The sequence below is a fragment of the Streptomyces sp. NPDC030798 genome (genome assembly GCF_055572275.1).
In genome coordinates this window covers 52,412-70,899 of sequence record NZ_JBVIDR010000014.1, presented here as the reverse complement: position 1 = coordinate 70,899, position 18,488 = coordinate 52,412, and the positions used below count along the sequence as shown (strand labels likewise).

19 protein-coding genes are annotated in these 18,488 nt (G+C 72.5%); 4 read left to right on the top strand and 15 right to left on the bottom strand.

Translation table 11 applies throughout. The features are described 5' to 3' along the window. Positions 1-31: 31 nt before the first annotated feature. The 12 genes from ACZ404_RS28675 to ACZ404_RS28620 all read right to left on the bottom strand — a co-directional run bounded on the left by ACZ404_RS28675 (position 32) and on the right by ACZ404_RS28620 (position 11,965). On the bottom strand, positions 32-1,168 hold the full coding sequence (locus tag ACZ404_RS28675) for a polyprenyl synthetase family protein (RefSeq protein ID WP_468444781.1): 1,137 nt from the start codon (positions 1,166-1,168) through the stop codon (positions 32-34). Further along, positions 1,168-2,592, bottom strand: a complete 1,425-nt coding sequence (gene hpnE / locus ACZ404_RS28670; protein ID WP_468444779.1) for a hydroxysqualene dehydroxylase HpnE — start codon at positions 2,590-2,592, stop codon at positions 1,168-1,170. The genes ACZ404_RS28675 and hpnE overlap by 1 nt, the downstream gene beginning before the upstream one ends. Beyond that, positions 2,589-2,693, bottom strand: coding sequence for a DUF6380 family protein (locus tag ACZ404_RS28665; protein ID WP_468445062.1), 105 nt, complete (start codon positions 2,691-2,693; stop codon positions 2,589-2,591). The genes hpnE and ACZ404_RS28665 overlap by 4 nt, the downstream gene beginning before the upstream one ends. A 35-nt stretch (positions 2,694-2,728) precedes the next feature. After that, on the bottom strand, positions 2,729-3,679 hold the full coding sequence (hpnD, locus tag ACZ404_RS28660; protein WP_468444777.1) for a presqualene diphosphate synthase HpnD: 951 nt from the start codon (positions 3,677-3,679) through the stop codon (positions 2,729-2,731). Continuing rightward, positions 3,676-4,602 carry a squalene synthase HpnC gene (gene hpnC / locus ACZ404_RS28655; RefSeq protein ID WP_468444775.1) on the bottom strand — a complete coding sequence of 309 codons (927 nt, stop codon included), beginning with the start codon at positions 4,600-4,602 and terminating at the stop codon, positions 3,676-3,678. The genes hpnD and hpnC overlap by 4 nt, the downstream gene beginning before the upstream one ends. A gap of 329 nt (positions 4,603-4,931) precedes the next feature. Continuing rightward, entirely contained in the window at positions 4,932-5,729 is a 798-nt protein-coding gene (locus ACZ404_RS28650) for an ABC transporter ATP-binding protein (protein WP_468444773.1), read from the bottom strand. Continuing rightward, a complete protein-coding gene (locus tag ACZ404_RS28645) occupies positions 5,722-6,651 on the bottom strand; it encodes an ABC transporter permease (protein WP_468444771.1) in 930 nt (309 codons plus the stop codon). Before ACZ404_RS28645 ends, ACZ404_RS28650 begins: the two co-directional genes overlap by 8 nt. Before the next feature lie 78 nt (positions 6,652-6,729). Continuing rightward, entirely contained in the window at positions 6,730-7,602 is an 873-nt protein-coding gene (locus tag ACZ404_RS28640) for a glycosyltransferase family 2 protein (protein WP_468444769.1), read from the bottom strand. Between the two features lie 8 nt (positions 7,603-7,610). After that, positions 7,611-8,390: a CDP-alcohol phosphatidyltransferase family protein gene (locus tag ACZ404_RS28635; protein WP_468444767.1), complete on the bottom strand. Its 780-nt coding sequence runs from the start codon at positions 8,388-8,390 to the stop codon at positions 7,611-7,613. Then, positions 8,368-9,429: an iron-containing alcohol dehydrogenase family protein gene (locus ACZ404_RS28630; protein ID WP_468444765.1), complete on the bottom strand. Its 1,062-nt coding sequence runs from the start codon at positions 9,427-9,429 to the stop codon at positions 8,368-8,370. The genes ACZ404_RS28635 and ACZ404_RS28630 overlap by 23 nt, the downstream gene beginning before the upstream one ends. Further along, positions 9,417-10,169, bottom strand: a complete 753-nt coding sequence (locus ACZ404_RS28625) for a phosphocholine cytidylyltransferase family protein (RefSeq protein ID WP_468444763.1) — start codon at positions 10,167-10,169, stop codon at positions 9,417-9,419. Before ACZ404_RS28625 ends, ACZ404_RS28630 begins: the two co-directional genes overlap by 13 nt. Beyond that, on the bottom strand, positions 10,166-11,965 hold the full coding sequence (locus ACZ404_RS28620; protein ID WP_468444761.1) for a DUF5941 domain-containing protein: 1,800 nt from the start codon (positions 11,963-11,965) through the stop codon (positions 10,166-10,168). The genes ACZ404_RS28625 and ACZ404_RS28620 overlap by 4 nt, the downstream gene beginning before the upstream one ends. Positions 11,966-12,239: 274 nt before the next feature. Here ACZ404_RS28620 and galE point away from each other — a divergent pair, with 274 nt between their 5' ends. The 3 genes from galE (at position 12,240) to idi (ending at position 15,096) form a co-directional block, all read left to right on the top strand. After that, the gene (galE, locus tag ACZ404_RS28615) at positions 12,240-13,214 is read left to right on the top strand and encodes a UDP-glucose 4-epimerase GalE (RefSeq protein ID WP_468444759.1); all 975 of its coding nucleotides are present in this window, start codon (positions 12,240-12,242) and stop codon (positions 13,212-13,214) included. A gap of 164 nt (positions 13,215-13,378) precedes the next feature. After that, on the top strand, positions 13,379-14,320 hold the full coding sequence (locus tag ACZ404_RS28610; protein ID WP_468444758.1) for a cation diffusion facilitator family transporter: 942 nt from the start codon (positions 13,379-13,381) through the stop codon (positions 14,318-14,320). 182 nt (positions 14,321-14,502) lie between these two features. Next, positions 14,503-15,096 (top strand): isopentenyl-diphosphate Delta-isomerase, encoded by a 594-nt coding sequence (gene idi, locus ACZ404_RS28605; RefSeq protein WP_468444756.1) that lies wholly within the window; start codon positions 14,503-14,505, stop codon positions 15,094-15,096. Positions 15,097-15,113: 17 nt separating this feature from the next. Here the strand turns inward: idi and ACZ404_RS28600 are convergent, their stop codons facing one another. After that, positions 15,114-15,608 carry an ATP-binding protein gene (locus ACZ404_RS28600; protein ID WP_468445060.1) on the bottom strand — a complete coding sequence of 165 codons (495 nt, stop codon included), beginning with the start codon at positions 15,606-15,608 and terminating at the stop codon, positions 15,114-15,116. A gap of 265 nt (positions 15,609-15,873) precedes the next feature. Here ACZ404_RS28600 and ACZ404_RS28595 point away from each other — a divergent pair, with 265 nt between their 5' ends. After that, positions 15,874-16,623 (top strand): enoyl-CoA hydratase/isomerase family protein, encoded by a 750-nt coding sequence (locus ACZ404_RS28595; protein WP_468444754.1) that lies wholly within the window; start codon positions 15,874-15,876, stop codon positions 16,621-16,623. Here ACZ404_RS28595 and ACZ404_RS28590 read toward each other — a convergent pair. Together ACZ404_RS28590 and ACZ404_RS28585 are read right to left on the bottom strand one after the other, a co-directional pair. After that, complete coding sequence (locus ACZ404_RS28590) at positions 16,601-17,245, bottom strand: DJ-1/PfpI family protein (RefSeq protein ID WP_468444752.1); 645 nt, start codon at positions 17,243-17,245, stop codon at positions 16,601-16,603. The two genes, ACZ404_RS28595 and ACZ404_RS28590, sit on opposite strands and share 23 nt — an antisense overlap. Before the next feature lie 131 nt (positions 17,246-17,376). Further along, positions 17,377-18,336 carry a GlxA family transcriptional regulator gene (locus ACZ404_RS28585; protein ID WP_468444750.1) on the bottom strand — a complete coding sequence of 320 codons (960 nt, stop codon included), beginning with the start codon at positions 18,334-18,336 and terminating at the stop codon, positions 17,377-17,379. Positions 18,337-18,488 lie beyond the last annotated feature (152 nt).

Here is an 18,488-nt window from a genome sequence, read left to right as displayed (position 1 = left end):
GACTACGCGAGGGCTATTCGACCGATAATGATCATCTCTTTCGTACGACGACGAAGTCGGCGAGCGCCGTGAAGGCGGCCCGTACCCGGTCGGGCATGTGCACGGCGTCGAGGGCTTCGATGGCGATGGTGTGCTGACGACGCGCCTCCTGCGCCGTCCACTCGCGGCCCCCGGCCTCCTCGATGAGGGCCGCGCGGGCCGCGAACTCCTCCTCGGAGAAGTTCTCGAAGTCGCTGCTCTTGGCGTCGGCGGCGAGGATCTCGCCGAGCCGCTCGGAGGCCTCGCCGCCCGCTGCGAGCGCGGCCACCACCGGCAGGGACTTCTTGCGCTGGCGCAGGTCGCTCCAGGTCTGCTTGCCGGTGGCCTCCGGGTCGCCCCAGATGCCGAGCAGGTCGTCGACGGCCTGGAAGGCCAGGCCCAGGTGATAGCCGTAGCGCTCCAGCGCGTCGGCGGTGGCGTCGTCCGCGCCGCCGAGGACCGCGCCGATGGAGCTGGAGGCGGCGAGCAGGGCGCCGGTCTTGTTGCCCTCCATCTCCAGGCACTCCTCGACGCTGACGCGGTCGCGGTGCTCGTAGGAGATGTCCTGCGCCTGACCGTCGATCAGGGCGCGGGTGGCGGTGGTCAGCCGGCGGGTGGCGCGGCCGGCCTCGACGGTGCCGAGCTCCAGCAGCACCTCGTTGGCGAGGGCGAACAGGGCGTCGCCGACCAGGATGGCCTGCGCGGGGCCGTGCACCTTCCAGACGGTGTCGCGGTGGCGGCGCTGCTCGTCACCGTCCATCAGGTCGTCGTGCAGCAGCGAGAAGTTGTGGACGAGTTCGACGGCGACGGCACCCGGGATGCCCACCTCGGGCGCGGCGCCGGTCACCTCGGCGGAGAGGACGGCGAGGGCCGGGCGCACGGCCTTGCCGCCGTCGCCGTCGGCCGGGTTGCCGGCGGCGTCGATCCAGCCGAAGTGGTAGGCGGCGACGGTGTCCATGGGAGGCGCCAGGCGGTCGACGGCCGCACGCAGGACCGGTGTCGCCAGGGTCCGGCCGCGCTCCAGCAGCGCGGTCACGTCCACCGCGGCCCTGGGAACGGGCGTCGAGGCCGGGGGCACAGTGGGCACAGTCTCTCCTCTTGTTGCGGTACCGGGGGTGCGGGGACCTGCCGCGCCGTGCTGATCGAGCATCAGGCCGCCTCCTCGAGGGAGAAGAGGCGGCTGGGGCGGGGCCGGCCCAGGGTGCTCAGCGCGGCGTCGGCCGCGCTCACTCCGCTGCGGACCGCACTCTCCATGGTCGCGGGCCACCCGGTGGCGGTCCACGCTCCGGCCAGGTACAGGCCGGGGGCCTTGGTGCGGGCGCCGGGCCTGAGGCGTCCGACGCCGGGGGTGGGGGCGAACGTGGCCGTGCGCTCCCGGGTCACGAAGAAGTCCTTGACCACGGCGGCGCGCGTACCCGGAATCAGCCGCTCCAACTCGGGGAGGTAGCGCTCGCGCAGGACGGCGACCGGCGCGTCGATCTCGTCCTGCGCGGCCGACTGGGACAGCGCGAGGTACTGGCCCGCGCGCAGCCCGGAGGCGTCGGTGCGGTCGAACACCCACTGCACGGGGGTGCCGAGGGCCGCGAAGAAGGGCCGTGCGAGCACCTTGCGGTCGTAGACGACATGCACGTTGAGGATGGGCGCGGTACCGATCTCCAGCAGCCGCTCGGGGGCGTCGAGGGCGCCGGGCGGCAGCAGGTCGTGCGTCTCGCGCTGGGGTACGGCGAGCACGACGGCGTCGGCCCGCAGCGTCTCGCCGGGAACCTGAACGCTCCAGCTCCCGTTGTCGTTCATGGAGACGGAGGTGACGCGTGTACGGACCTCGGTACGGACGCCCGCGGAGTCGAGCGCCTTGCGGGCGAGCCGGTCGTGCAGTTCGCCCAGCGGGACGCGGGCCCAGCCGATGTCGGCCGCGCCCGGGTCGGACAGCAGACCGGTCTTGAACACCATCGCGGCGAGCCCCAGTGAGGCGTCGCCCGCGACCGCGTTGAGGGTGGCGACCCCGACCAGGTCCCACAGGGCCTCGACGGCACGCGCCGACTGGCCGTGGCCGGCCAGCCAGCTGCCGAAGTCCTGGGTGTCCAGGGCCGGATCGGCGAGGTCGAGCCCCTTCAGCGCGAGCGCGGCGCGCCCGACCGCGGCGCGCTCGGCGAGCGAGAGATGCGGATAGGCGGCCAGGCTGCGCCCCAGGTGGAGGGGGACGGGCAGCGGGTCGCGCCGCAGCCGGCCGAGCCGTCTGCCCTCGGGCTTCGCGACGTCGACGACGGGGACGTCGAGGCGGTCCTGCAGCGGTGCCAGCGCCGCGCCCTCGATCCGGTCGAGGAACCAGCGGTAGGCGGTGCAGCAGCGCAGGTACACGTGCTGACCGTTGTCCACGGTCAGCTCGCCGCGCTGGAAGGAGAAGGCGAGGCCGCCCAACCGGGGCCTGCCTTCGAGCAGGGTGACGTGGACGCCCGCGTCGGCGAGCGCGAGCGCCGCGGTGATGCCGGCGAGTCCGCCGCCGACGACGACGGCGCTGCGGCCGGGCGCGGCCGGGCTGCCGGAGTGCGCCCTGGGGCGTGGCCCGTCGCTCATCGTGCGTCCTTCCGTGCGTCCCGGGCGTGCTGGATGAACGGTGCACGGCCGGCCGTCGCAGTCAGGGACGCCACGCCGCGGCGGAGGGTTGCCCGCCGCATCGGCGGGTGGTGGCCGGCCTGCTCCACGGAGCCCATCAGGCGCGCCTCCTGACGGTGTGCCGGGACACGTGCCGGGCGTCGAGGCCGGACAGGCCGCGCACGGCGACGTAGGCCTTCTCGCGTCCGGGCAGCGAGACCCGGCCGCGCAGCACGGCCTCCGGGTCGCGCTCGATGCGGTCCAGCAGCCGGCGGTAGATGCCGGCCATGGCGGCCACGCACGCGCCGCTGCGCCGGTCGAGCATGGGAAGCAGCCGGTAGCCCTCGGCGAAAAGGGCGCGGGCCCGTCGCACTTCGAAGTGCACGAGGCCCGCGAAGTCGGAGCCCTCCGGTGGTGTCGGCCCGTGGAACCCGGCCGAGCAGCCGAACTTGGCGAGGTCGTCGGCGGGCAGATAGGTGCGGCCGCCCTCGGCGTCCTCGCGGACGTCTCTGAGGATGTTGGTGAGCTGCAGCGCGAGCCCGAGCGTGTCGGCGTACTCGGGCGCGCGCTCGGCGCCGCGCGCCCCCGGTTCGGTGCCGAACACGCCGAGGGACAGGCGACCGATGGCGCCGGCCACGCACCGGCAGTAGACCTTGAGGTCGTCCCAGGTCTCGTAGGTCTCCCCGCGCACGTCCATCTGGACGCCGTCGATCAGCTCGTCCAGGCCGCCGAGCGGGATCGGGAAGGCGTGGGCGGCATGGGTGAGGGCGACGGCCACCGGGTCGGTGTCGTCCTCCTCGACCTCGCCCTCCCGGATGCGGGTGAGCAGCGCCCGGGTGTCCTCCAGACGGGCCACCTTGACCTCGCCGGGCAGGTCGCCGTCGCCGATGTCGTCGACGCGCCGGGAGAACGCGTACAGCGCCGACATGGCGCGGCGCTTGGGCGTCGGCAGCAGCCGGATGCCGTAGGCGAAGTTGCGGGCCTGCTGCCCGGTGACGGCCTCGCAGTAGCTGTAGGCGGCGAGTACCGGTGCGGACACGTGCGGCGGAGAATCCACGGTCCGGATCACCCCTCTCCTCGCAGGGTCAGGCCCACCTCGCGCAGCAACTGGACCTTGCCGGGCTTGGGCGGGCCGGGAAGTACGTCGAACTCGGCGGCGGCGATCGCGTCGATCGCCGCCCTTCCTCCCGCCACGAACCCCGCGAGCAGCAGCTTCAACCTGCCGTGGACGCTACCCACCAGGGGGGCGCCTTCATTCAGCAGATCGCGGGCGCGTTGCGCTTCGTATGCAACCAGGGCGCGCACCGATGCGCCCGTGATTTTCGCGGCGAGGTCCGCTTCCTGGACGTGGAACCGCTTCATGTCCTCGGCGGGCAGATAGATCCGGTCGCGGCCGAGGTCCTCGGCGACGTCCTGAAGGTGTTCGACGATCTGCAGTGCGGTGCAGATCGCGTCGGACAGCCGGATCCGCTCGGGGGTCGCGGTGCCGGTGACGGCGAGGACGAGGCGGCCGACGGGGTTGGCGGACAGCTCGCAGTAGGCGAGGAGGTCGTCGTAGGTCTCGTACCGGGTGACGAGCTGGTCCTGGCGGTTGGCGGCGATCAGGCCGAGGAACGGCTCGGGGGTGAGGGCGCGGCGGCGCACGGTGCGCTGCAGGCGGCGCAGCAGGGGGTGGCGGGGCGTCCCGCCGAAGACGCGGTGCAGGTCGGTCTCGAAGGCGTCGAGGAGGGCGAGGCGGTCGCCGGCCTCGGTGGCCGACACGCCGAGGGCGCGGGCGTCGGCTCCGCCGGGGGCGAGGTCGCCGTCGCCGATGTCGTCGACCAGGCGGGCGAAGCCGTAGACGGCCATGAGGTCGTCGCGCCAGGCGCGGGGCAGGAAGAAGGGGGCCACGGGGAAGTTCTCGCTCGCGGCCTTGTCCAGCGTGGCGCGTTCGAGGTCGGGCGCCATGCGGGTTCCCGTCACCGCGCGCTGCCCGGGGCGGGGACGGCACATGCTGCGTTGAGCTGGGGAGTTTCCGTAGCCATTGCCGTCACATCTCCCGTTCTACACTGCCGATCCGATACACACTATTTCGGACACGCCGCCTGGCCCTCCGCGGGGTCGCCCGGCGGAGGGTGTCGCGCATTATCGCCCCACTTGCCGCTTTCCGGGACCGGTACAGCTTACGTTGTACAACGCACGTCGGTCCGGCGGGGTGTCCCGCGCATCACAACAACACACCGATTGGCGTCAAGATTCCTAAGGACGCACGGAGTTGACACTTCTTTTGCAGACGCGGGGCCCCGCCGGGCGGGTTCCGGCGGGGCCCTCGGTCAAACCGGCTACTTGCCCGTGAACTTCTCGTATTCCTTGAGGACCTCTTCGGTGGGCCCGTCCATGCGCAGCTCACCGCGTTCCAGCCACAGGACGCGGTTGCAGGTGTCGCGGATGGACTTGTTGTTGTGGCTGACGAGGAAGACGGTGCCGGCCTCCTTGCGCAGTTCCCGGATGCGTTCCTCGGAGCGCTTCTGGAACTTGCGGTCGCCGGTGGCCAGCGCCTCGTCGATCATGAGAACGTCGTGGTCCTTGGCGGCGGCGATGGAGAAGCGCAGCCGGGCCGCCATGCCGGAGGAATACGTGCGCATCGGCAGGGTGATGAAGTCGCCCTTCTCGTTGATCCCGGAGAAGTCGACGATGTCCTGGTAGCGCTCCTTGATCTCCTCGCGGGACATGCCCATGGCCAGGCCGCCGAGGATGACGTTGCGCTCGCCGGTGAGGTCGTTCATCAGCGCCGCGTTGACGCCGAGCAGGGAGGGCTGGCCGTCGGTGAAGACCTTGCCCTTCTCGGCGGGCAGCAGGCCGGCGATGGCACGCAGCAGGGTGGACTTGCCCGAGCCGTTGGAGCCGATGAGGCCGATGGCCTCGCCGCGGTAGGCGACGAAGGACACGCCTCGCACGGCGTGCACCTTGCGCACGCCCCGCGCCGCGTCGTCGGAGCCCCGCCTGAGGATGCGGCTGAGCGCGGCCGTGGCGCTGCCCTTGCCGGTCTTGGCGCCGTTGACCCGGTAGACGATGTGCAGGTCGTCCGCGATGACGGTCGGCCGCCGGGCGGCATCGACCTGGGGGTTTCGCTCAGCCACGGCCGTACCGCTCCTCCGCCTTCCAGAAGTACACGAAGCCGCCGGCGAAGACGGCCACGGCCCAGAACAGGGCGATGGCCCACACGTGCGGCGGCAGGTTCGAGGCGCCGTAGCCGTCGATGAGCGCGTAGCGCATCAGGTCCATGTAGACCGCGGCCGGGTTGACCTGCAGCAGCCGGACCGCCAGTTCGGACCGCCCCTCCATCATCTTGTTGATGGAGAACATGACGCCGGAGGCGTACATCCAGGTCCGCAGCATGAACGGCATGAGCTGGGCGAGGTCGGGCGTCTTGGCGCCCATGCGGGCCACGATCAGCGCGAGCCCGGTGTTGAACAGGAACTGCAGCGCCAGCACCGGCACGATGAGCAGCCAGGACAGCCCCGGGTAGCTGCCGAAGCCGATCGCCACGATGAACATCACGATCATCGAGAACAGCAGCTGCTGGAGCTGCTGCAGCGAGAAGGAAACGGGCAGCGAGGCGCGCGGGAAGTGCAGGGCTCGCACCAGGCCGAGGTTGCCGGAGATCGCACGGACGCCGGACATGACCGAGCTCTGCGTGAAGGTGAACACGAACACGCCGGTCACCAGGAACGGGATGTAGACGTCCTGGGACATGCCCCGGCTGGCGTGCAGGATGACGCCGAAGATGAAGTAGTAGACGCCCGCGTTCAGCAGCGGGGTCGCCACCTGCCAGAGCTGGCCGAGCTTGGCCTGGCTGTACTGCGCGGTCAGCTTCGCCTGGGAGAAGGCGAGGATGAAGTGCCGTCGTCCCCACAGCTGACGGACGTACTCGACGAGCGAGGGCCGGGCGCCGCTCACGGCGAGCCCGTACCTGGCGGCGAGCTGCTGCGCCGTCAGTCCCTCGTCGGGCGACGGGGCGGCGGTCACCGCGACCGTGCCGTCATGCGTTGTCTCACTCACGGGTGGAAGCTTTCGTCCTCGGGTGCGTCGTTACGTCTTCGTGTCCGCGCCATGCGCGACCCCTCACGGTCGAGCTTGTCAGATGACCGGGGGCCGGCCCAGTCGGGTGAGCCGCCACACCGTACGCCAGCGCATGGGGCGGCGGGGACCGCACGGGGTGGTCCAGCCCTCCTTGAAGCCGCCGAACCAGGCCTTCAGGGCCGGCCCGGAGGGGCGGCGCAGCAGGGTCAGCGCCAGCCAGACCCCGAGGTAGACCGGGACCAGCGGGGCGGGCAGGTTGCGGCGGGCCAGCCAGACCCGGTTGCGGGCGACCATGCGGTGGTACACCGCGTGCCGCGAGGGAGCGGTCGTCGGGTGGTAGAGCACCATGTCGGACCGGTAGTCGATGAGCCAGCCGGCGTCCAGGGCCCGCCACGCCAGGTCGGTCTCCTCGTGGGCGTAGAAGAACTCGTCCGGCAGGCCGCCGACCTGGGCGAAGACCTTCGTGCGGACGGCGTTGGCGCCGCCGAGGAAGGTGGTGACCCGGGAGGAGCGCATCGGGTCGGAGGCGCGCAGCCGGGGCACGTGCCGGCGCTGGGTCTCGCCGGTGTCGGGGTCGGCGATGCGGAAGCTGATGATGCCGAGCTTCGGGTCGGCCTCGAACGCCTCGCGGCACAGCCGGGCGGTGTCGGTGCGGGCGAGCAGGCCGTCGTCGTCGAGGAAGAGCAGGATGTCGACGTCCGTGCCGCCCGGCCCGAAGGCCTCGATGCCCACGTTGCGGCCGCCGGGGATGCCCAGGTTCTCGGGCAGCTCGACGGTGCGCACGCCCGCGGGGACGTCCGGCACGGGCGAGCCGTTGCCGACGACGACCACCTCGACCGGGTCGCCGTCCTGCCGGGCGACCGAGTCGAGCAGCGCGCGCAGCTCCTCGGGGCGGTTGCCCATGGTGATGATGACGGCACCGACCTTCATGGACACGCTCATTTCAGCCTGCTGGACGCGAGGATGGACACGAGGTGGAGCAGGGTCTGCAGCAGGGCGATGCCGGCGAGGACGGCGGTGCCGAGCCGGGTGAAGAACAGGTCGCCGTGGATCTGGTCCGCGACGGCGAGGACCACGATCAGCAGGGACGCCTCGATACCGAGGATCAGCCGGTGAAACTTCAGCGCGGAGGCGGCCCGGCGGGCCAGCGCCATGCCGGAGGAGCGCGGCTCGGACGCGGCCTCCTGGACCGGCGGCTTGCCGGTCTGGTGCCGTGCGACGCCGACCAGGTCGGTCTCGGCCTTGATCAGAATGGCGCCGAGCGCGGCGAGCGTGCCGAGGAAGGCCCACAGCCAGTCGATACGGCCGCTGCCCCACAGGTCGGCGGCGCGCAGCCCGAGCCCGACCAGCACGGCCGCGTCGGTGAGGTAGGCACCGACCCGGTCGAGGTAGACCCCGCCCAGGGAGTACTGCTTCTTCCAGCGCGCTATCTCGCCGTCGACGCAGTCCAGCAGCAGGTACAGCTGGGTGGCGACGACGCCGAGCACGGCGCCCGCGATCCCCGGCACCAGAAGGGCCGGGGCCGCGAGCACACCGCAGACGGTCATCAGGTACGTGAGCTGGTTGGGCGTGACCCTGGTGTTCACCAGGTAGCGGTCTATGCGCAGGGAGACCTCGCGCATGTACAGGCGTCCCGCCCAGTGCTCACCGCTGCGCCGGTCCTTCACCCCGGCGGGGTGGACGACCGGCCGGAGTTCAGCTACCGATGGCCTTGACATAGTCGGCGTAGATGTCCTTGATCTGGGTCGGCTTGAGGTCGAGGTGTTCGAGGATGGTGTAGCGGCCGGGCCGGGTCTCCGGGGCGAACTCCACGGCGCGGACGAACTCGTCCACCGTGAAGCCGATCTCCTCCGGCAGGACCGGAAGCCCGTGCCGGCGCAGCACCTCGGCCATGTGCGCCGACTCCTCGTGCGCGCCGCGCAGGTACATCGCGAAGGCCGCGCCCAGACCGCACTGCTCGCCGTGGGCGGCCGCCCGCTTGGGGAACAGCAGGTCGAAGGCGTGGTTGATCTCGTGGCAGGACCCGGAGGACGGGCGGGAGTCGCCCGAGACCGACATCGCGATGCCGCTGAGGACCAGCGCCTCGGCGAGCACCTGCAGGAACTCGTTGTCGCCGATGCCACCGGGGTGGCGCAGCACCGCCTCGCCGGCCTGCCGGGCCATGGCGGCGGCCAGGCCGTCGATCTTCTCGCCGTTGACGCGGTTGGACAGCTCCCAGTCCGCGATCGCGTTGACGTTGGAGATCGCGTCGCCGATGCCCGCCCGGACGTAAAGGGCCGGGGCCTCGCGGATCACGTCCAGGTCGATGACCACGGCGATCGGGTTGGGCACACCGTAGGAGCCGCGGCCCGCGTCGTTGTCGAGGGTCGCGACCGGCGAGCACAGGCCGTCGTGCGCGAGGTTGGTGGGGACGGCGACCAGCGGCAGGCCGACACGGGCCGCCGCGAACTTGGCGCAGTCGATGATCTTGCCGCCGCCGAGCCCGACCACCGCGTCGTAGCGGCCGGACTTCATCTCGCCGGCCAGCCGGATCGCGTCGTCGAGGGTGCCGCCCCCGACCTCGCACCAGGTGGCGCCGGGCAGGGAGGGGGCGATGCGCTCGCGCAGCTTGGAGCCGGAGCCGCCGCTGACCGCGACGGCGAGCCGGCCGGACTGGGCGATGCGTTCGTCGGCGAGGACGGCTCCCAGGTCGTCCAGGGCACCCGGGCGGATGTCCACGACGACCGGCGAGGGAATGAGCCGAGTCAGTAGCGGCACGCGATCTCCCGTCCGCGCGCGAGGTCGTCGTGGTTGTCGATCTCGACCCACTGGACGTCGCCGATCGGCGCCACGTCGATGCGGAAGCCGCGGTTGACCAGCTCCTGGTAGCCGTGCTCGTAGAACTGCTGGGGGTCGGTCTCCCAGACCGTCTTCAGCGCGTCGGCGAGCTCGGCGGCCGCGTCGCCCTCGATCAGGGTGACGCCGATGTACTCGCCGGTGGCCTCGGCCGGGTCCATCAGCTTCGTGATCTTCTGGACGCCCTTCTCGGGGTCCACGACGACCTTCATCTCCTCGTCGGCGAGGGACTTCACGGTGTCCAGCGCGAGGATGATCTTCTTGCCCTCGCCGCGCGCGGCCAGCAGCGTCTTCTCGACGGAGACCGGGTGCACGGTGTCGCCGTTGGCGAGTATCACACCGTCCTTGAGGGCGTCACGGCCGCACCACAGGGAGTAGGCGTTGTTCCACTCCTCGGCCTTGTCGTTGTCGATCAGGGTGAGCTTGAGGCCGTACTTCTGCTCCAGGGCCTCCTTGCGCGCGTAGACGGCCTCCTTGCGGTAGCCGACGATCACCGCGACCTCGGTCAGGCCGATCTCGGCGAAGTTGCCGAGGGTGAGGTCGAGGACCGTGGGCTCGCCCTCCATGCCTTCCGGCCCCACCGGCACCAAGGCCTTGGGCAGGGTGTCGGTGTAAGGGCGCAGACGCCGGCCGGCGCCGGCCGCCAGCACGAGGCCGATCATGCGGGTTCTCCTTCGTCGTGTACGGCGGGCGCCCCAGCGGACACCCAGAAGCGGATGCTCTCGGCGAGCACCAGCAGGGCGACGACCACGGCGAGAACCGTGAGCGCGACCTTGAACTGTGAGGCGGTGAGCACTGCGGCCAGGACGGTGACCAGCAGCGTCCGCCCCTCGTGCCCCCCGATCGAGCGCACCAGCCAGGCCGGGGGCGCTCCGGCGTTCCCGCGGATGCGGTACACCGTGTCGTAGTGATGGTAGGCGACGGCCGCCACCAGGCCGAAAGCCGCGGGAAGGGCTCCGTTCACCCCGGCTTCGGCCGCCAGGACGAGGACGGTGCCGTACTCGGCGGCCCGGAACAGCGGGGGGACGAGCCAGTCGAGGGGGCCCTTGAGGGGCTGGGACAGGGCGAGGCCGGAGGTGACGACGTAGACGACCGCGCCGACGACCGCCGTGCGGGAGCCGCCGGACAGGACGTTCGCGAGCAGGGCGACGACGCCGATGGCCGCCAGCAGCAACGGTGAACTCGAGTGGAAGCGGGTGTTCGGGCTGCGCCACTTCGCCACGAAGGCGGCCGTCGGCCCGTTGTCCGCGAGGTCGGCCAGCGCCTGCGCCGCCCGGTCCGTGCGCCGCGCCTTGCGCGTCAGCGACCGCAGCACGCGGCCCGCCGTCGTGTACGTCGCCGCGAGGGCGCAGCCGACGAGCAGGACGTAGAAGGTGATCCGGGGGGTGGTGACCGCCGTGAGGACGGCGATCATGGCCCAGCGTTCGCCGATCGGCAGGACGATCATCCGTCGTAGCCACACCGTCCAGCCGACGCTGTCGAGCCTGTCGGACAGGGCGGCAGTGGGGCTGGTGTTGGCGGTGGCGTCGTGGTTGGCCTCGTTGAAGGAGAAGTCGACCACGTGCCGGCAGGTCTGCAGGACCATCGCGCCGAGCGCCAGGGCCCACACGTCGTCGCCGCCGCGGGCCGCGCCGAGGGCGAGGCCCGCGTAGTAGGCGTACTCCTTGGCCCGGTCGAAGGTGGCGTCCAGCCAGGCGCCCAGGGTGGAGTACTTCAGGGCGTAGCGGGCGAGCTGGCCGTCGGTGCAGTCCAGGACGAACGAGGCGATCAGCAGCACGCCGGCCGCGACGAAACCGGCCCGGGTGCCGGTCGCCGCGCAGCCCGCCGCTATGAGCGCGGTGAGCAGCGAGGCGGTGGTGACCTGGTTCGGGGTCAGGCCCCGGCGGGCGCACCAGCGGGCGAGGTAGCGCGAGTAGGGGCTGATGAAGAACGTGGTGAAGAAGCCGTCGCGGGACTTCACGGCCGACTTCAGGCGGACGGCCTCGTCGTCCACGGCGGCGACCGCCTGACGGGCCTCGTTGCGGGCCTGGGGGTCGGCCGGGACGGCGGCGACCAGGCTGCCCAGCTCGGGGCGGTGCACGTCCGCGCCGTCGGCGGCCAGGGCGGTGATCATGCGGTCGGCCAGGCTGTCCACGGCGACCGCCGTGCCGCCGCCCGTGGAGGTCTCGCGGTCCAGCGCCCGGGTCAGCGCCGGCCGGGCGGCGGGCTGGGCGGTGACGGCGCCGGGGACGGCGGCCAGCGGGAAGCGCGGGTCGGTGAGGCCGAGGCGCAGGGCATGCCGGTGGCCGACGAAGCGGGCGTCGACCAGGGCCACGCGCCGGTCGGCGGGCACGGCCGCGAGCAGCGTCCGCGCCTCCGCGGCGTCACCGGCCACGCGCACGTCGAAGCCGAGGGACCGCAGATCGCTCTCGAGCGACGATCCGGGGACCGGCTGACCGGTGACGATGGCGGTCGGCAACCGAACTCACTCCCTGGTCGGCCGGCGCGGCGCCGGTCTCTGACGTGGTGGGGCGCCCTGCCTGCGGCATCCGGGCGGCATGTCGGCAGAGGCTATCGGATGGGCCGAAGACCGTGTTCACCGGCCGTTCACGGCCCGGCCCACGGGGGCTGCACCGGCCTTTGCCGCGATCATCATCGGGGATCGTGGGCCCGGCCCACAAACCGCGGCCCCAGACCCGGGCAACCCCTGGCATCACGGACACGCGGCCGGGGTCGGCATAGGGTGGGCGACCATGACGTGGCTGATCACCGGCGGAGCCGGATACATCGGGGCCCATGTGGCACGGGCCATGGCGGGCGCCGGAGAGAGCGTGCTGGCGCTGGACGACCTGTCGGCCGCCGTGCCCGCACGGCTCCCGGCGGACGTGCCGCTCGTCGAGGGCTCGACGCTGGACGGGGACCTGCTCAAGCGGGTCTTCGCCGAGTACGGCGTGACGGGCGTGGTCCATCTCGCCGCGCGCAAGCAGGTCGCCGAGTCCGTGGCGCAGCCCACCCGCTACTACCGGGAGAACGTGGGCGGCCTCGCCACGCTGCTGGACGCGATCGCCGAGGCGGGGATCCGGCGGCTGCTGTTCTCCTCGTCGGCGGCCGTGTACGGCAACCCGGACGTGGACCTGATCACCGAGGACACCCCGTGCGCGCCGGTGAACCCCTACGGCGAGACCAAGCTGGCCGGGGAGTGGCTGGTGCGGGCGGCGGGCCGGGCGCACGGGATCTCCACGGTGTGCCTGCGCTACTTCAACGTGGCGGGCGCGGCGGCGCCGGAGCTGGCGGACACCGGTGTGTTCAACATCGTGCCGATGGTCTTCGACCGGCTCACCCGCGACGAGGCGCCGCGGATCTTCGGCGACGACTATCCGACACCGGACGGCACCTGCATCCGCGACTACATCCATGTGGCCGACCTCGCGGAGGCGCACCTCGCCGCCGCGCGGCGGCTCGGTGAGGACGGCCTGCCGGACGACCTGACGCTGAACATCGGCCGCGGCGAGGGCGTCTCCGTGCGGGAGATGGTCACGGTCATCGGTGAGGTCACCGGCGACCGGCGGGCCGCGGTGGTGGAGGGGCGCCGCCCGGGGGACGCGCCGCGCGCGGTCGCCTCGGCCGCGCGGGCCGCCGAGGCGCTCGGCTGGCAGGCCCGGCGCGGGGTGCACGAGATGGTCGAGTCGGCCTGGCAGGGCTGGCAGATGCACCGCGCCGGGCGCTGACCGGGCCCGCGGCCGCACCGGCCCGCTGATGCGGCACCGCCCTGACCTGCGGATCGTTTCCGCAGGTCAGGGCACATGACAACGGTGTTCAGTGCCGCGTTGCCCGATACCCCCCGCCCGTAGTTCACTGTGGGCCCGGGCGGAACACGGAAGGCGGTCTCTCCATGGGGGCAGGGCACGACCACGGGCATGCGCACAGCCATGCGCCGCCCACGGGGACGGCCACGGCGGCGTACCGGGGACGGCTGCGCGTCGCGCTCGGCATCACCCTGGTGATCATGGTGGTGGAGATCGCCGGCGGTCTGCTCGCGGACTCGCTCGCCCTGATCGCCGACGCGGCCCACATGGCCACCGACGCCGTCGGCCTCGGCATGGCCCTGCTCGCCATCCACTTCGCGAACCGCCCGGCGAGCACCAACCGCACCTTCGGGTACGCCCGCGCCGAGATCCTGGCGGCCCTGGCCAACTGTGTGCTGCTGCTCGGCGTCGGCGGCTATGTGCTGTACGAGGCGATCCAGCGGTTCCTCACGCCCGCGGACACCGAGGGCGGACTGATGATCGCGTTCGGTCTGTTCGGTCTGCTCGCCAACAGCGTCTCGCTGGTCCTGCTGATGCGCGGGCAGCAGGAGAGCCTGAACGTGCGCGGCGCCTTCCTGGAGGTCGCGGCGGACGCGCTGGGCTCGGTGGCGGTGCTGATCTCGGCGGCCGTGATCCTGGCCACCGGCTGGCAGCAGGCCGACCCGATCGCCTCGCTCCTCATCGGGCTGATGATCGTACCGAGGACGCTGAAGCTGCTGCGCGAGACGCTGGACGTGCTGCTGGAGGCGGCCCCGAAGGACGTGGACATGGCGGAGGTGCGGGCGCACATCCTGGCCCTGGACGGCGTGGAGGACGTCCACGACCTGCACGCCTGGACGATCACCTCCGGCATGCCGGTGCTCTCGGCGCACGTGGTGGTCAGCTCGGAGGTGCTGAACGCGATCGGCAACGAGAAGATGCTGCACGAGCTGCAGGGCTGCCTCGGCGACCACTTCGACGTGGAGCACTGCACGTTCCAGCTGGAGCCGGGCGGACACGCGGAGCACGAGGCACGGCTCTGCCACTGACCCTGCGGACTCCTGTTCGACGCATCCCCGGGCGGTTCCGGGGCGGGGGTGCCGGGCACGATGATCTACCGGATCCCACTGCGGCGCCGCCCCGCGCGGGACATGCGGAGGCGCGGGAAGTGCCGGGAGTGCCGGATTCGTGTAGCAGACTTGGGGTGCGAAGACCGAGGCGAAGGATGGGTATGCCGATCACACCTGCCACCGAGACGCACAGCTCGTCGAACGGCACCGCGGAGACGATCTTGCTGGAACTCGTCGACGAGAAGGGCGTGACGATCGGCACCGCGGAGAAGCTCTCCGCCCATCAGCCGCCGGGGCAGCTGCACCGCGCGTTCTCGGTGTTCCTCTTCGACGAGCAGGGCCGGCTGCTGCTCCAGCAGCGGGCGCCCGGCAAGTACCACTCCCCCGGCGTGTGGTCCAACACCTGCTGCGGCCACCCCTACCCCGGTGAGGCGCCCTTCGCGGCGGCGGCCCGGCGCACCGGCGAGGAGCTGGGCGTCTCGCCGTCACTGCTGGCCGAGGCGGGCACGGTGCGCTACAACCACCCGGACCCGGCCTCGGGCCTGGTCGAGCAGGAGTTCAACCACCTGTTCGTCGGCATGGTGCAGGCGCCGCTCGCGCCGGACCCGGAGGAGGTCGGGCAGACCGCGTTCGTGACGGCGGCCGAACTGGCCGAGCGGCACGCCCGGGACACTTTCTCGTCCTGGTTCATGACCGTGCTGGACGCGGCCCGCCCGGCGATCAGGGAGCTGACGGGCCCGTCCGCCGGCTGGTGAGCGGTGCGCGTGCCGCGTTACGGCAGGGCCGCCGGCTTGAGCGGCAGGGCGGCCCAGATCACCTTGCCGCCGCTCGCCGTGTGCTCCACGTCCACCGCCCCGCCCGCCTCCCGGGCCACCTCACGCACCAGCAGCAGCCCCCGGCCGCCGGTCTGGGCGTGGTCGGCCTCCAGGGCGGTCGGGCGGTAGGGGTGGTTGTCCTCCACGGACACCCGCACCCACTCCGCGCCGACGGCCACCTCCACGGCGAGCACCGGCGAGAGCAGCGCCGCGTGCCGCACCGCGTTCGTGACCAGCTCGGAGACGATCAGCAGCAGCCCGTGCACCAGGTCGTCGGAGACCGGCACACCCTGGCGCAGCAGCAGGTCCCGCACGGCGTGCCGCGCCTGCGGGACCGAGGCGTCCACGGCGGCTGCGGTGAACCGCCAGACCCCTTCGTACGGCAGTGGATCGGGCGGCCGCTCGGCGCCCCCCGCTGGGCGCGGGCCGTCCCCACGCCCGTGGTTGTCCATCGTCCGGTCGCCACCCTCGCGCTCGATTGTCACCACACGTCGAGTGTTGGTAACGATGCGCTCCGCTCCGGAGGACTGAACACAAGTCAGCGCTTATCGAGCGGTTCTGACCGCCTGCGCATGACATGGTCGGTTGCGGGACTGTTCCTGTCGCCCGGACGCCGGTTCGCGAACTCTTCGGGTTGTACGGGTTTGACGGCTCCCCCCGGCTGCTCGCCCCGGACTCCCCGGTCGCCCGGTCCGGCGTGCCGATAGCATCCGGCGCATGGAGCCCCAGCTGTCGCACCAGGTCACCGACTCCGTCGCCACGGTCGTCGTCCGCAACCCGGCCAAGCGCAACGCCATGACCGCCGAGATGTGGCGGGCCCTGCCGCCGCTGTTGGACGGGCTGGCCGGCGACCCCGCGGTGCGGGCTCTGGTGCTGACCGGCGAGGGCGCGACCTTCTGCGCGGGCGCGGACATCTCCACGCTCCAGGGGTCACCCGCCCAGGCGCAGGGACTGGCCGTGGCCGCCGAGGAGGCGCTCGCCGCGTTTCCCAAGCCGACCCTGGCCGCCGTGCGCGGGCACTGCGTGGGCGGCGGGGCACAGCTCGCCGCGGCCTGTGACCTCCGGCTGGCGGAGGAGGGCGCGCTGTTCGGGGTGACGCCGGCGCGGCTGGGGATCGTCTATCCGGCCTCGTCCACCCGGCGGCTGGTGTCCCTGGTCGGTCCGGCCACCGCCAAGTACCTGTTGTTCACCGCCGAGTTGATCGACGCCGGGCGGGCGCTGCGCACCGGACTGGTGGACGAGGTGCTGCCCGAGGGCGAACTGGACAAGCGGGTCGCCGAGTTGACCCGGATCCTGGTGTCGCGCTCCCAGCTGACCCAGGGCGCGGCGAAGGAGTTCGCGAACGGCCGGACCGACCGGGACGCCCACTGGGCCGAGCAGGCGCGCAGCAGCGGCGACACCGCGGAGGGCGTCGCCGCGTTCCTGGAGCGCAGGCAGCCGCGGTTCACCTGGACTGCGTCAGGATGAAGCGGCTGCGCGCGCGGAGCTTCTCCACGAGGTCCGCGGGGGCCTTGTGGGGCGAGCCGGCGTCGTAGGGCGGCTGCGGATCGTACTCATGGGCGAGCTGGACGGCCTGGGCGTGGGCGTCGCCCGAGATCCGGCCGGACAGGGTGAGCGCCATGTCGATGCCGGCCGACACGCCGGCGGCGGTGACGTACTTGCCGTCGAAGACCACCCGCTCCTCGACCGGTTCCGCGCCGAACCGGCTCAGCTGGTCGACGGCCAGCCAGTGCGAGGTGGCCCGGCGGCCGTCCAGGAGCCCGGCGGCGCCCAGCAGCAGGGAGCCCGTGCACACGGACGTCGTCCAGGTGCTGGTGGCGTCGACGGCGCGCAGCCAGTCCAGCAGCGGCCGGTGCTCCATCAGGGCGCTCTGCCCGGGGCCGCCCGGCACGAGCACGACGTCGGGCGCCGTCACCTCCGCCAGGGACGCGTCGGCGACGAGCGCGAGCGCACCGGTCTCCGTACGGATCTCCCCGGGCTGCTCGGCGACGAAGACGGTCTGTGCGTCCGGGGTGCGGGAGAGGATCTCGTAGGGTCCGACGGCGTCGAGGGCGGTGAAGCGGTCGTAGAGGACGACGGCGATCTGCACGGGGGTCCCTTCCGGGGCTCGGGGATGGGGGTCGGGGCTCAATGGCTTCGTGGGGTCAGTGGCTTCGCGGGGTCAGTGGCTTCGCGGGGTCAGTGGCTTCGTGGGGTCAGTGGCTTCGTGGGGTCAGTGGCTCAGCTGGTCGGGGCAGGGCGGAAGCGGCGTCGGTATTCGGCCGGGGCCGTGCCGAGGGTCTTGACGAAGGCGCGGCGCATGGCCTCGGGGGTGCCGTAGCCGCTGGCGCGGGAGATCTCCTCGATGCCGTCGGACGTGTCCTCCAGCAGCCGCCGGGCGTGTTCCAGGCGGACCCGGTCGACGTAGCGGCCGGGGGTCGTGCCGGTCTCCTCCCGGAACGCGCGGGCGAAGTGGCGGGGCGAGAGCCGGGCGCGGGCCGCGAGCGCCTCGACGGACAGGTCGTCGGCCGGGTGCTCGCTGACCCACCGCTGCACGTCCCGCAGCGGGTCGCGCTGTGCGGTCTGGGCGGCGAGCTGGGCGCTGAACTGGGCCTGGTTGCCGGGCCGGCGCAGGAACACCACCAGGTGCCGGGCCACGGCGAGCGCGACCTCCCGGTCGAGGTCCTCCTCGACCAGGGCCAGCGCCAGATCGATGCCGGAGGTCACACCGGCCGAGGTGGCGACGTGCCCGTCCCGGACGTAGATCGGCTCGGGGTCCACCGCCACGGCCGGGTGGTCGCGGGCCAGCTTGTCGCAGTAGGCCCAGTGGGTCGTCGCCCGGCGGCCGTCCAGCAGCCCGGCCTCGGCGAGCAGGATCGCGCCCGTGCAGACCGAGACCAGGCGCCGGGCGCGCGGGGCGTGCGTGCGCAGCCAGTCGACCAGCGGCGGGTCGGGGCTGCGGGTGCCCTGGCCGCCGGGGACCAGCAGGGTGTCCGGCACGGGCACCTCGGTGAGCGCCTCGTCCGGTACGAGGGTGAGGCCGCTGGAGGTGCGCACGGGGCCGCCGTCCAGGGAGGCGGTGCGGATGCGGTACGTGCCCGGCGTGTGCGTCTCGGCGCCGTGGAACACCTCGAGGGGGCCGGTGACGTCGAGGCTCTGCACGCCGTCGAAGAGGACGAGGAGGAGGGTGCGCTGCGGCATGTCACCGATTCTTCGCCGGTGCCGTCACGGCCGCAATGACGGGTTTCCCACCTTTCCTGCCACGGCACGCCCGGTCGCACGGGTCCCGGCCCGGCGCCCCGCCGGGCGGCGCCCTGATCCCCGGTTGTCGGTGTCACCTGCCACAATTGCCG